This window comes from Cytophagia bacterium CHB2, assembly GCA_030263535.1.
Lineage (GTDB): Bacteria > Zhuqueibacterota > Zhuqueibacteria > Zhuqueibacterales > Zhuqueibacteraceae > Coneutiohabitans.
Genome location: SZPB01000160.1, coordinates 1 through 13,724, shown reverse-complemented (window position 1 = coordinate 13,724; position 13,724 = coordinate 1). Strand labels below are relative to the sequence as shown.

The following is a 13,724-nucleotide window of genomic DNA, read 5'->3' as shown; positions in this document are numbered from 1 at the left end:
CTTCCGGTGAGAGCGGCGCCGTATTGCGCAGCCGATCAAGCTCTTCGTAAGCCTTCTCCTCCGCCTCCTTCGGCATGCCGCATTTTTTGACCTTTTCGCGCAGCCCGGCAATGTCATTGTCAGCGTCGAATTCATCGCCCAATTCTTCCTGAATCGCGCGCATTTGCTCTTGCAACCAATAGTTGCGCTGCGTGCGCTGAATGCGGCCGCGAACTTTATCGTCGAGATCGCGTTCGGCGTCAAGAATGTCTTTTTCATGCTCGAGCAGTTCTGCCAGATAGGTGAGCGCTTCGTAGGCGTTGGGCAATTCCAAAATGTGTTGTTTGATTTTGGTTTCCCGCTGCACATGGGCCGCCACGAAATCCGCCAAATGTTGCGGCCCTTCCAGGCCTTCGAGGCCGAACAAGATTTCTTCCGGCAACGCACGATGCAAACGCACGTAATCGCGAAAGGCGCTGGCAACCCGGCGCATGGCAGCGCGCGTAGCCACATCTTCTTCGCTGGCATCGTCGAGCAGCTCGACGCGCACTTCGAGATGTTCCTCCGCTTGCAGGAAGCGGCTGATGCGCGCTCTTGCCACGCCTTCCGCCAGCACTTTCACCAGGCCGTTTGGCAGGCGCAGCAATTGCAAAATGCGCGCAACCACGCCGATGCGATAAAGATCATCCTTGCCCGGCTCTTCTTGCGTCACATCTTTTTGCGCCGTCACAAAAATCAATTTATTCAGCAACATGGCCTCTTGCACGGCGCGCAAAGACGATTCGCGTCCGACCAGCAACGGAAAAAGCATGTGAGGAAAAAACACAACTTCCTTGAGCGGGAGAACGGGCAAACGATGATAGGCGTCAGCAGGAATGCTGTCGCGGGAGGCTTTATGCATGGTCAACTTTGAATAATCCCAGTAAATTTTCCCTCAAGCCCGTTTTTTCATTTTCTCATACGTGTAAAGCGGCGTCTTGCCCTCGGTGACCGTTTCCTTGGTCACCGTACACGTTTTGACTTCGGGCATGCCAGGAATTTTGTACATGACGTCCAACATTGTTTCTTCCATTACCGAGCGCAGGCCGCGCGCACCGGTGCCGCGTTTCATCGCGCGCTGCACGATGGCACGCAACGCCCCCTCTTCAAATTCAAGTTCGACGCCGTCCATGTGCAGCAAGCGGCGATATTGCTTGGTCAACGCATTCTTGGGTTTGAGCAGAATGTCCATCAACGCCGCCTCGTTCAGTTCGCTGAGCGCGGTGATTACGGGCAGACGGCCGATCAACTCCGGAATCAAGCCGAACTTCAACAAATCTTCCGGCTCGACTTTCGCAAAGATCTCGCCGATCGAGCGCTCGACCTGGCTTTTGGGATCCGAGCCGAAACCGATTTCTTTCTTGCCAATGCGGCGCGAAATGATCTTTTCAAGACTCTCGAACGCGCCACCGCAAATAAAAAGAATGTTGCGCGTGTTGATGTTGATGAGATTCTGTTCAGGATGCTTGCGCCCGCCCTTGGGCGGCACCGCCGCCACCGTGCCTTCCAACAGCTTCAACAAGCCCTGCTGCACACCCTCGCCGGACACATCGCGGGTGATGCTGGGATTGCCGTCTTTGCGCGAGATTTTGTCGATCTCATCGATGTAGACAATCCCCTTTTCCGCACGTTCGAGATCATAGTCCGCGGCTTGCAACAGCCGGACGAGGATGTTTTCGACATCCTCGCCGACATAACCCGCTTCAGTCAACGTGGTGGCGTCCGCGATGGTAAACGGCACTTGCAAAAACCGCGCGAGCGTCTGCGCCAGCAACGTTTTGCCGGTGCCGGTGGGGCCCACCAGCAAAATATTACTCTTTTCGAGTTCAACATCTTCGATGCTGGAGGGCGTTTCGATGCGTTTGTAGTGATTGTAAACCGCCACTGCCAGCGACATCTTGGCGCGATCTTGCCCGATGACATAGTCGTCCAATTCGCGCTTGATCTCTTCCGGCGTGGGAATACGGCCATAAAACGGCACAGAGCGGCGCTGCATGTCATCGCGAATGATTTCGCTGGCATTGCGCACGCATTCGTTACAGATGTAAACATCCGGTCCGGTGACGATACAATCGACCTGATTGGAGTTCTTGCCGCAGAACGAGCAAATGAACAAACGGTCGCGTTTACTGAAGTCTGCCATGAGAGTCGCCTATTTCTTCTTAACGATGCCCTTGCGCGTCATGATCTCGTCGATGAGGCCATATTTCGCGGCCTCTTCCGCCGACATGAAAAAATCGCGGTCTGAATCTTTTTCAATACGCGAGAGTTCCTGGCCGGTGTGATCGGCAAGAATCTGATTGATGCGCTCGCGAATCTTCAAGATTTCCTTCGCTTGAATTTCGATATCCGCCGCCTGTCCCTGAAAACCGCCCCAGGGCTGATGAATCATAATGCGCGCATGCGGCAGCGCAAAGCGTTTGCCTTTCGCGCCGGCTGCCAACAAAACCGCGCCCATGCTGGCTGCCAGGCCCATGCAAATGGTGTTCACCGCCGGTTTGATGTATTGCATCGTGTCATAAATCGCCAACCCGGCTGACACGCTGCCGCCCGGGCTGTTGAGATAGATGAAGATATCTTTATCCGGATCTTCCGCTTCCAAAAAGAGTAATTGCGCAATCGTCAAACTCGCAACCGCATCATCTACCGCGGTGCCGAGAAAAACGATACGTTCTTTGAGCAGGCGTGAAAAAATATCAAAGGCGCGTTCGCCGCGGCCGGTTTGTTCGACAACAATTGGTACGAGTCCCATAGCTTGTCCTTTCGTGAAATGATGGTTGGCCGTCAAACAGCCAAATCCTTGGGTGATGCTGTTATGCGGTTATGATTTTCGACTTATTCCGATCTTTGTATGGCACCTTGCGCGGCTCGATGCGCATTTTGGTTTCCAGGAATGCCAGAACTTTTTCATTCTCCAGCCGGTCGCGCAAATCTTCGCGTTTCTTTTCATCGTTCATGGTCTGATTGAGGAGGCGTTGCGGCTCTTCGTTGCGCGCAGACGCGAGGGCGGTGAGATAATTGCGCATCTCCTCTTCACTAACGATCAGGTGTTCGATTTCCGCGATATGTTCGCGGATATACCGCCATTTCAAGAAGCGAATCGTGCGCTTGTGCGCCTCTTCGCGCAAATCCTCGTCCTTGATGCCTTTCACGTCCTTGAAGGTTGATTTGAGATTCTCAAAATAGGCGTTAGTGTAAGCCTCCAGCATGCTCTCCGGCAGCTCGAGCGGGTTGTTCTTGAGAATTTCTTCGACCAGGGCATCATGCAAATCATCGCGGCTGCGTTGCTCGGCTTGCGCGCGGATGTCGTTCGCGATCGCCTGCCGCAATTCGTCCAGCGTTTCGAAATTTCCGACGGTGCGCGCCAATTCATCGTCCAGTTCGGGAAGTTTGACTTCCGAAACTTCCTTGACGTCGACGCGATAGAAATGCTCATGCGGTTTGCCTTCGGCATCTTCGCTTACGCTTTTGACGCGGCGCGATTCTTCGGGTTTGACGCCAACAAGCTGCGGCGTGAAATCATCCGTGGACTCGCCTGCCGGCGCCACGCGGAAACGCTGGTCTTTGTGATGGCGGCCGATTAACGGCACGCCGAGAGCGTCAACCACCTGCACGTCCGCCGTCACGATATGCCCGGGTTGCGCGCCGGTTTCAACGCTTTCCAACCAACTGTTCTGTTCGCGTAAGCGTTCCAAGGCCTCGGAAATATCGTCATCGGTAATGTCATAAACGACTTTGTCGAGCAGGAAGCCGCTGTAATTTTTTAGCTCGACTTCCGGCTGAACTTCAACGGTGGCGCGCAGTTTGAGACCGGCCTGCTCATCAAATTTGATTTCGTCGACTTGTGCGGGGCCGACGGTATTGAGCCGATGCTGCTTGCTGACCTCCGTCAGCAGATCGGGAATGATATCCTCGATGGCCTTGCGCTTCGCCTCGTCGCCAAACAAGCGTTGCACCATGCCCATCGGCACTTTGCCGCGGCGGAAGCCGTCGAGGCGTGCCTGTTTTTGAAAGGTACGCAGATTTTTTTGTACGTGTGGATCGAATTCACTCGAGGTGAGATTGATTTCAATGTGGCGCTTCCACTTCTCGCCGGTCGATATTTGTACGTCCAAAGCCAACTCCTCACATCAATGTGTCCGCAGTTAAAAATACCCCGCAATCACCTTGATTTTGGGGTTTGAAAGTGCCAGAGAAGGGAGTCGAACCCATACGCCTTTCGGCACCAGATCCTAAATCTGGCGTGTCTGCCATTTTCACCACTCTGGCATTTTTCTAACGCGGCAAAAATATAGCTAATCAGCAAGCGAAATGCAAAACAAAAATCCCCTCGACTGCGAGGGCGACCCGCCGGCGAGGGGATTATCTATATTTTCTTCTTCTGACGCAGAGCATTTTATCTGCTCACAGCCCGCCCGCTACTGGCGCGGCATGGTCTGAAGAAGCGCTTCATAAGGAGGGAGGAGTTTACTTTTCCAAGAGCGCAAACTTGGCGAGATAGTGAAAATCGCCGTAACGCAGGGTGATCGGCGCTTGCGGATCGAACCAGGCCGGCAGCAAAATGACGCCTTGATGAATTTCGCCGTCGGCAATTTTGCCGCCGAATGCACCATTTTCTTCCAACGCCATCACGTCCGCACTGTTCTTGCCCGTTTCCGGTTTCCAGATGCGGCCTTTCTGCTCAAAGCGCAACTGCGCGGGGTCAAAGCTCACGATGCGATTCGGCAAGGTCGAGATGGAAAACACCAGCGGCGTCACGCGTTGCCCGACAATCGCGCGCACGGATAGCGCCAATTCGGCCTTGTAGGCAACCAGCATTGAGAGTTGAATGCGGTTACTGTCGTTATCCCGCACAAAAAAAGAGGTAATCTTATCGGCATTAAGTTTGGCGGCGGAAGTACGCTCCGTGCGCAGCTCTTTTTCTTTCTTGGTCTCGGCGTTCGCTTTGCCGGAGGTTTTGCTTTCGGCTTTCTTGACTTCGTTCACGGCAATCGCAGCGGCGGAAGTCTCATCTTGTTGCTGTTGGCCGTAAGCCGGCGAAAAGACATACAGGTGAACGAGTGCGGCGCCAATGAGCGCGAGACGAACTAGCTTGATGTTGCTCATAGTGACCTCCATGAAAATGACGGTTGAAACGGCCCTGTTCACGTCAAGGGGATTTACATCCCTTCGCTTGAGCAACCGACATGCCAATCACAAAAGGCAAAATGCGGTGGAAATTTGTCAATAGTAATCATGCAATTAAAGTCCTTGTCAGTTCGCGCTAACATGTACTTTATTGCACAATATCATGTGCCAAACCGGACAACGTCTCAGCACGAAACGCCATCATGATGCAACTGCCAGAGATATTCATGTGTTTTGAAGAAGATGTTCTATTGTGATCCTGCTAAATTAATTTGAAAGAGAAAAACCTGTTGCGCCGCAGAAAAAATCTGTGAATATTAGCGTCGCGTTACATTTCAGGCATGCTCAGCGCGCGCGAACTTCGCTGGCGATAAACTAAACCTCCTGCCAAATTTTGTGTAGGCCGTTCAGCGCCTATGATTTCCTCCCGCACGTTTTTTGAGTTGGGTGCCGCGCCCGCTTTTTAGTTTGAATGATAATCCAATCATCCTTTTACCTGACCAACCACAAGGGATTTTTATGAGCAAAGGTTACGCGCCTCGCCTGCTGGTTGCTTCGTTTCTCGGAATCGTTGCTTTGAGTGTTCTTGCAGCCGGCATGAAACCCGGCACCGGCACACAAAAATCGCAGCACTTGTCGCACAGTCAAGCAAACTTGAAATTTGTTCCGGGCCGCGTGATCGTCAAATTCAAGCCGGCCATTAAGAATGCGGCAAACAGCCCGGAGATGCACGCTCTGCGCAGCACGCACAACGTTCTCTCCGCCCTGCCCGCGTTCCCGCATTTCAAAAACAAACAAATTGCCGAAAAATCCGGCATCGGACTCTCTCGCATTTTCGTGCTGACCGTGCCGGAAGATGCCAATATCCCGCGTTTGGTCGCGCAACTGAAACGTGATCCAGCATTGGAATATGCCACGCCCTACTACTTGATTCCGGTGCATAGCACGCCGAACGATACGCGCTACGGCGAACAGCAACATTTACCGCAAATCAAAGCGCCGGAGGCATGGGATCTTGCGCAGGGCGACTCTGCTGTAGTCGTGGCCATCATTGACACGGGTACGGATTGGAATCATCCCGATCTTGCCGCCAATATTTGGCGCAATCCCGGTGAAATCATTGACGGCTTTGACAACGACGGCAACGGCTTCGTTGATGATATTCGCGGCTGGGATTTTGTCGATAATACAGAATTCGTCTTCCCCGGAGAAGATGGCAGCGATCCTGACAACGACCCGATGGACTTCAACGGCCACGGCACACACACTGCCGGCCTTGCCGGCGCGAGTACGGACAATAACGCCGGCGTCGCTGCCGTTTCATGGAATATCAAAATCATGCCGATCCGCGCGGGTTGGCATTCCACGCTCGGATTAGGATTTGTCGATTTAGTTGCGGTGGCGCAGGGCTTTATTTATGCCGCGGATAATGGCGCTGACATTGCCAATCTCAGCGCCGGCAGCGACGAAATGATTGCGGACGCGGCGCGATATGCCTTTGAAAGCGGCGTGTTGGTGACGGTCTCTGCTGGAAACGGCAATAATGAATTGGGCGATCCTTTAGCGATCTCGCCGTTTGCACTGTCCGTCGCGGCATTGGATGAGCGCGATTTCAAAGCTTCCTACTCTACTTATGGCGATTGGGTGAAAGTGGCGGCGCCAGGCGGTGATCAACCTGCCGGCCGGCCCGGCATTTTGAGTACGGTTTTCGATGATGACTATGATTCGTATTCCGGCACTTCCATGGCCGCGCCGTTGGCCGCAGGTGTTGCAGCGTTGCTCAAATCGGCTCATCCGGATTGGTCCGGTTTGGATATTCTCTATCAAATCGTTGGCACAGCTGACAACATTGACGGCATGAATCCGGATTATCGCGGTAAACTCGGCGGCGGCCGGATCAATGCCTTTCGCGCGTTGACGGAAACGGTCAGCCCGAAACCCAATATCGTGATGATCGGTTTCACCTTCACGGAAGCACCGGGCGGCAATGGCAATGGCTTTCTGGATGCCGGAGAATCGGCCAACCTCGTCGTCACGCTGCAAAATCGCTTTGCAGATGCGCAAAACGTCGCGCTCACGCTGCACACAGACGATTGGGCGGTGCAGGTCACGAACGGCCTGGCGAGTTTTGGCGATTTCCCCGGACTCAGCGATCTCGACCGCAGCATCGCCAGCAACGCCGCAACGCCATTTACGATTGCCGTTTCGCCGCAAGCCCTGCCCCACCGCGTCAAATTCACCGTGAATCTCACCGCCGCAGGCAGCTATCAAACGAGCTATGATTTTTATCTTGCCCTCAGCCCTTCGGTGTTGTTGGTGGACGACGATGACGGCGCGCGTGCAGAGGCTTATTTTGAAACCGTGTTGGATAGCTTGGGCATTTCCGCTAATATTCAAAATCGCCTGACCGGCGGGCCTCTCACATTTGAAACGATGCTGCGATATCCTACCTTAATCTGGCAATGCGAAGCCTCTTTTTTTGAAACCCTGGATTCTACCGACCGCGCGGAATTGACGCTTTATCTTGAAACTGGCGGCAATCTTTTTATCACCGGACAGGATATTGGTTGGGATCTGTGCGATCCGAACGGCTTTCAGTTATCTGCGTCGAATGCGGCTTCGCTGGCTTTTTATGAACACTATTTGCATGCACGCTATTACAACGACAACTCGGAGTTCGCCTCCATTTCAGGCGTGGACGGCGATCCCATCAGCGACGGCCTGAGTTTTGACATTTACGAGCCGGGGTTGCCGCCGGAAGCGCAATATCCCAGCGAAATCGGAGTGTTTGACCCGGCGGTTAGCATTTTCAACTATCCCAATCATCTCTCCGGCGCGCTGCGATATGAAGGCCTGTATCGTCTCGTCTATTTTGCCTTTGGCGGTTACGAGGCGATCGTGCAAAAACCTGCGCGTGATCTCGTCATGCGGCGCGTGATGAATTGGCTGAACGGTTTCAGCCTGTCGCACACGCCGTTGCAAGACACAGAAAACTTGACCAGCAGCCGCGCGGTCACCGCGCAAATCATCTCGGAACTTAGCCCGCTGGCTGAGGTCAGCCTTTATTGGGATACTGATGGCGCACTGCCGTTCAATCAGGTGACAATGACACACTTGGGCAATGGCAACTACAGCGCCAGCATACCGGCCCAGGACAATGAAACTGTCGAGTATTTCATTTTCGCGCGTACGGAAAAAGGTTTTGCCGCGCCGATTGATAAACATACCTACGATTCCAGGCCCGACCGCAAAGCGCCGGTGTTTCAGCAACTCACCCAACTTCCCAATTCAATCAGCAACTATGGCCCTTTCACCGTCACCGTCGAGGCAAATGACAACCTTGGCGTTGATACGAGCCGGATATGGCTGCACTATCGCAGCCGGGCGCAAGCCGACAGCGTGCAGATGAAGCCGGCAGACGGCGCCAATCGCTTTGTTGCCGGCTTTAGCTCGAGATTCAGCGTGGGCGATACGATACATTATTTCGTCAGCGCTTATGACATTGCCGCTGCGCGCAATCGCGGGATTAGCGCCGAACCGAGTTTTGTAACCGGAGCAGAAGATTTTGAAAACGGTTTGCTGGCCTGGGAGATTGATTCCAGCGGCTGGGGCCTGGCGAGCAATCGGCGCGTTTCCGGCAAGTATTCCGTGAACAGCAATCCGCAACGCCTCTATTCGCCGAATACCAACACCTCGCTGACGCTGATGCAACCGCTTGATCTTTCACACATGAGCGGCGCGGAAATCAGTTTTATGGAACAGCATTATTTTTCTGTGAATCAGGAGGATTTTGCCGTGTTGGAAGTCAGCGCGGACAGCGGCGCAACGTGGACGGCCGTGAGTGAACAATTTCGCAGCGCGCAAACGCAATGGCGCGAGCGCAAATACTCGCTCTCCGCGTACGCGGGCGCGGGATTCACGGATGTACGCGTGCGTTTCCGCATTCAAACCGATTCTATCGCCACCCAGCCTTTGCCCGGCTGGTTCGTTGATGATATCAAAATCAGTGAACCAACCGTGGCGGTGCGCGAACGCAAGCAAAGCGACGCAACTCCCGCGGCGTTCGTGTTGCAGCAAAGCTATCCCAATCCGTTTGCCATTAATACCGGCGGACTTTCCGCAAGTACGACTACGGCGATCCGCTTCGAGCTGCCTGCCAGCGCTCAGGTTGTGCTCGAAGTTTATGATTTACTGGGCCGGCGCATCGTCGCGTTGCTTGATGAAAGAAAAGTTGCCGGTGCGCATGCCGTCGCATGGGATGGGCATGATTACGCCGGGCGGCGCGTGGCCTCTGGAGTTTATTTTTATCGTTTGCACGCAACCTCAACAGACGGGCAAAAATTCCAGGCGGTGCAAAAGCTGGTGGTGTGGTAATAATTTTTCGTTGCTGTGGAGATTTCTTAAGAATATTCGGAGAGTATCGCATCTCTATGATTGCGCCGCACGCCGTCGCTGCGGCCTCAATCAATTCAATCGTGTCCGCCCACCGCCCGGGCAATCTGTAATGAACCATTCTGGCGGCGATTCGGCTTGTACACGCTTCACGACGAATTGCCCGGGCGGTTTGCATTTCCGGGCAGGCACAAAATGGATGAGATGTTGATCATTGATCAGGAGGAATCCCATGGCACGAAAAGAGGCGACGCTTTCCAACGTCGAAGCCGCACAAAACTCTGCCGTCATCAATCCTTATGCGTTGGCAGAACTGATTGCCGGACGCAAAATTCCGTGGAAGGAAATTCCGGATACGCCGCGTGTGCTGGAGGATATTCTGCAAACGCCGTATGAGGAGTTGTTTGATCCCAAATACGAAGGCCCGCTGTACATCGGTTTGCGTTTGAATGAGCAACTGCAAATCGAGCCGGTGCGCTCGCCGCTGCTGGATATCGAAGTGAGAGTCGACTTCAACGATCTCGAATCTCCGCCGGACCTGGATGTTCTCAATCTCAAAACACTGGCGGATCTCGGCCCGCGCTTCAACACCGAGGATATCGGCAGCATTCCCGTGAAGCGCGCTGAAATTGCCGGGCAACGTTACGTGAAGCTTCTCCTGCGCCTGCCCGAGCGGGAACGCTGGCAGCGTTTGGCGCGCATCTTTAACAAAGGCCTGGTTGAAACCATCGCGTTCGATCCCAAAACTCTTGGGCAATCCAAAGACTGGACGCCGCCGAACGGCGCCTGGAGCGACCCCGGACGCTTTTTCAATGAAGCCGCCGAGTTTTTCGATCCCATTCAAGGCGCAGTCGCCAATTGTTATTACATTGCCGCGCTCTCCGCGGTGGCGTGGGCCATGCCTTATCGCATCACGCATCTCACCCGCGCGATTGGCCAGACCCAGCAGCAATTCACCAACATGATTCGCTTCTACAAGCCGGACAGCAACGGCCAGTTGGACAAAGAGATCGAAGTGACCGACTCGGTGCCGTTGAGTACGTCTTCGGGCGGTTTTATTTATTGCCGTTCAAGTGAAACGGGTGAAATTTGGCCGGCGGTTTATGAAAAAGCTTATGCCAAGTTGAAAACCGGCATCAGCGGCGATCATCCCGACATCACAGCCACCGGCTGGGGCGATTGCGTATGGGCGACGGCTCAGCTCACCGGCGGCAAACGATTCTACTACGGCACGCCGAGCTACTCCGCCGACGAGCTGTGGAATCTCGTGCGCGCCAACTCGCTCAGCTATCGCACCTTCAATCCCATGACGGCGTGGACATATTCCAGCGGCGAGGCTTCGGAAAAGAAAGTCGTCTACAGCGACGCGAACATTGTGGCCTCGCATTGCTATACGGTTTTGGGCTGGGCTTATCGCAATGATCGCAAGTACATCATTCTGCGCAATCCCTGGGGAAATACCGAAGCAACCGTGCAAACGTTGAACAGCTCGGTTTGGCTGTACGACATCAGTTGGTGGCGGCCGATCAACCTGACGGATATCGACGGTACGTTTGCCATCGAAGCCTCGGCGTTCAAAGCCTATTTTGCCGGTTTGGGCGTGGCCAAGTAAGCCTTTGTGTTTATAATAAAAAGCCCCAGCAAGTATTTGCCGGGGCTTTTGTGTTTCAGGCTCTTTAGAGTTGATTCGATGCACAGACAAAGACCATTTCCAATACATCTAAAACGACTCCCCCACGATCAACTTTTCCAACTCATTCGTCTTCTGCTTGTAGGTTTTGCTCGGGGGCACCACGACGGCGAGTATCACCGATTGTTCGAACGCTTTGAAAAAGCGAAACACGATCTTGCGGTGATTGTCGCCTTCAATCATCACTTCGCGCAAGCGTGAAATACCGCCCATCACCGACGCCATGCGGCTGACGTCTTGAAACATAATCGCCAGCTCGGCAATCCGGTCACGATCGACCTGCTGGCCGGTCGGACTGAGCGCCTGCGCAATCGGCAGCCCCTCCTCACTGAACAAATGCGCTGCTTCGTAATTCCCCAACACCACAATGCTCTGCATTTTTTGTTCGATGGAAAATTGCGGCGATTTGATGGCAGCCGCGCCGGGCGCTGCTGAAACGCCGTCGCGATCGTTCGTCTTCGCAACTTGCACTGTATCGTTATCAAAATTCATGGCAGACTCTTTTCTGGTTTTGCTTTGATATCCGCAAGCGCTCGTCTTGGCAGCGCTGTGTTTCATTTACTCTGACAAAGCTGCAATTCATTTCAAAAATTATCTTTGACTCGCAGGCCGGTTCAGATGACTTTTTGTGTATGAGTTACCACGCCCTGAATGGCCAGCTTGAGCGTCTCCAGCACGCCATGCCCTTTTGAGGCCACCGCCTCAATCGCCTGCACTTTGTGAAAGTTGAGTTTGGCGTTCAACTCCGCGGTGGGCAAAGCGCGCGGCAAATCGCGCTTGTTGTATTGCAAGACCCAGGGGAATTCTTCCAGTGTCAAACCGTCTTCAATTAGGTTTTGTTCGAGATCCATCAGCGAATCGAGATTCTCCGTCATGCGATCGGGCTGGGAGTCCGCGACAAACACGATGCCATCGACGCCGCGCAAAATAATTTTACGGCTGTAGGCGTAATACACCTGGCCGGGAATGGTATAGAGATTGAATTTGGGTTTCATGCCCTTGATGCGGCCCACTTCAAGCTGCAAAAAATCGAAATAGAGGGTGCGTTCTTCCCGCGTTTTCAGCGTGATCAGCTCGCCGCGCAACGAAGGGTCGATTTTGTGATAGATGTATTCAAGGTTGGTGGTTTTGCCGCTCAGCCCCGGCCCGTAGTACACGATTTTGAGATTGATCTCTTGAAACGCCCAATTGACGAACATAACATTCCTATCATTTGCCGCGGCTTTGCGCATTAGAGATTGAAAGATTTGTCCAATTCTTTGCCCAGCAACAGGCCGAATTCAACGTCGAGAACTTCGGAAGTTTTGGTTTCCGCTTCTTGCGCGTTGGCCAGCACTTGTTTCAAGTTTTCCACGGCCTTGTTGGCAAAAATGCGCACCAGGCCAAGCGCAACCGTCTTTTCAAAAATAATGGTCAGCAGAAAATTGAAGCCAACGTTGCAGAGGTAAATGTTGCGGCGCTCGCCCTCTTGAAAGACGAATTTGAAGCCGTCTTTTTCGCCGATGACATTGGCCATTTCGCGCATCGCGGAGAAATTGCCTGCGGTCAGCGCGGCAAAGCCGCCGAGATCGATCGCCGTGTTTTTACCGTGATGCGTGATGGGGTTGCCGTTCAAATCGCAAAACAGCGCGGAATCGGAGCGCGTGCTCACCACCAGCTCGCGCAAAACCTCGCTGACTTTGTTGAAGGTTGCCGTCGATAACATGAACGGCGTTGAGGTACGTTCGGCTAATTGCATGCTCCTGTCCTTTGGTTGATCCTTTAACATCCTTGCTTGATCTTACATTTCACACGGGCTGTCGGTTGCCGTCATCTGCCTTCCGCCAGGCGGTCAGCCAGGAAGCCCGGCAAACCCGCTTCACGGATTTTTTTCTGCGTTTTGACGACATTGTACATTGCCCGCATCAGCGTGTATTCCTGTTTTGCCGTGTCGAGAATGCCAAACGCCGCTGCGGGATTGGAATCGCGCGGCTGCCCCACGCTGCCGATATTGATGAGATAACGATGATTGTTCTCGAACGAAATGGGATAACTTTGGTGCAACTGCATCGCGCCATGCTCGTTGCGCCCCACCACCAGCGGCGAATGCGAGTGGCCCACAAAACACGCTTGTTGATGAAAGGCTTGAAAACTTTGCTCCGCGCCTTCCCAGGATGTAATATAGTTCCACTCGTGCGGTTCATGCGGCGAAGCATGCACGAACAAATGATTATCCAACTCGTAGGTATAAGGCAGTTGGCGCAAGAAGCGCTTCGAGTCCGGGTTCAAATGTTCGCTGGTCCATTCGATGGCTTCGCGCGCGACATAGTTGAAGAAACTCAAATCCGTGTCGCCCAAGCTGGCTTCATCGTGGTTGCCCATCAAACAAACAGTAGTGTGCGCCTGCACAAGCTTGACACATTCGTCCGGGTCGGGGCCGTAACCCACTACATCACCGAGGCAGAGAATCGCATCGACCTGTAGGTTATTAAGCTCGGCCAGCACAGTCTCCAGCGCT

Annotated in this window: 11 protein-coding genes and 1 tRNA gene; 2 read left to right on the top strand and 10 right to left on the bottom strand. The window is 53.6% G+C overall.

The genetic code is table 11. The annotated features are described in order from the left end of the window. From FBQ85_15870 to FBQ85_15845, 6 genes are all read right to left on the bottom strand, one after another. Positions 1-880, bottom strand: an 880-nt coding sequence (locus FBQ85_15870; protein MDL1876626.1) for an endopeptidase La, incomplete at its 3' end; no start/stop codon positions are given. A 33-nt stretch (positions 881-913) separates the two neighbouring features. Next, positions 914-2,161 (bottom strand): ATP-dependent Clp protease ATP-binding subunit ClpX, encoded by a 1,248-nt coding sequence (clpX, locus tag FBQ85_15865; GenBank protein ID MDL1876625.1) that lies wholly within the window; start codon positions 2,159-2,161, stop codon positions 914-916. 9 nt (positions 2,162-2,170) lie between these two features. After that, the gene (gene clpP / locus FBQ85_15860) at positions 2,171-2,770 is read right to left on the bottom strand and encodes an ATP-dependent Clp endopeptidase proteolytic subunit ClpP (GenBank protein MDL1876624.1); all 600 of its coding nucleotides are present in this window, start codon (positions 2,768-2,770) and stop codon (positions 2,171-2,173) included. A 61-nt stretch (positions 2,771-2,831) separates the two neighbouring features. Beyond that, positions 2,832-4,139 (bottom strand): trigger factor, encoded by a 1,308-nt coding sequence (gene tig / locus FBQ85_15855; protein ID MDL1876623.1) that lies wholly within the window; start codon positions 4,137-4,139, stop codon positions 2,832-2,834. 66 nt (positions 4,140-4,205) lie between these two features. Further along, positions 4,206-4,287 (bottom strand) — tRNA-Leu (locus FBQ85_15850). A gap of 198 nt (positions 4,288-4,485) precedes the next feature. Continuing rightward, positions 4,486-5,124: a hypothetical protein gene (locus tag FBQ85_15845; protein ID MDL1876622.1), complete on the bottom strand. Its 639-nt coding sequence runs from the start codon at positions 5,122-5,124 to the stop codon at positions 4,486-4,488. Between the two features lie 540 nt (positions 5,125-5,664). Between FBQ85_15845 and FBQ85_15840 the strand changes: the two genes are divergently transcribed. After that, positions 5,665-9,519 carry a hypothetical protein gene (locus FBQ85_15840; GenBank protein ID MDL1876621.1) on the top strand — a complete coding sequence of 1,285 codons (3,855 nt, stop codon included), beginning with the start codon at positions 5,665-5,667 and terminating at the stop codon, positions 9,517-9,519. A gap of 250 nt (positions 9,520-9,769) precedes the next feature. Further along, the gene (locus FBQ85_15835; protein ID MDL1876620.1) at positions 9,770-11,149 is read left to right on the top strand and encodes a hypothetical protein; all 1,380 of its coding nucleotides are present in this window, start codon (positions 9,770-9,772) and stop codon (positions 11,147-11,149) included. A gap of 108 nt (positions 11,150-11,257) precedes the next feature. Here FBQ85_15835 and FBQ85_15830 read toward each other — a convergent pair whose 3' ends face one another. The 4 genes from FBQ85_15830 to FBQ85_15815 all read right to left on the bottom strand — a co-directional run. Next, a complete protein-coding gene (locus FBQ85_15830; protein MDL1876619.1) occupies positions 11,258-11,719 on the bottom strand; it encodes a hypothetical protein in 462 nt (153 codons plus the stop codon). Positions 11,720-11,841: 122 nt separating this feature from the next. Then, positions 11,842-12,426, bottom strand: coding sequence for a gliding-motility protein MglA (locus tag FBQ85_15825; GenBank protein MDL1876618.1), 585 nt, complete (start codon positions 12,424-12,426; stop codon positions 11,842-11,844). 32 nt (positions 12,427-12,458) lie between these two features. After that, positions 12,459-12,995 carry a hypothetical protein gene (locus FBQ85_15820; GenBank protein ID MDL1876617.1) on the bottom strand — a complete coding sequence of 179 codons (537 nt, stop codon included), beginning with the start codon at positions 12,993-12,995 and terminating at the stop codon, positions 12,459-12,461. 41 nt (positions 12,996-13,036) lie between these two features. Next, positions 13,037-13,724, bottom strand: a 688-nt coding sequence (locus FBQ85_15815) for a metallophosphoesterase (protein ID MDL1876616.1), incomplete at its 5' end; no start/stop codon positions are given.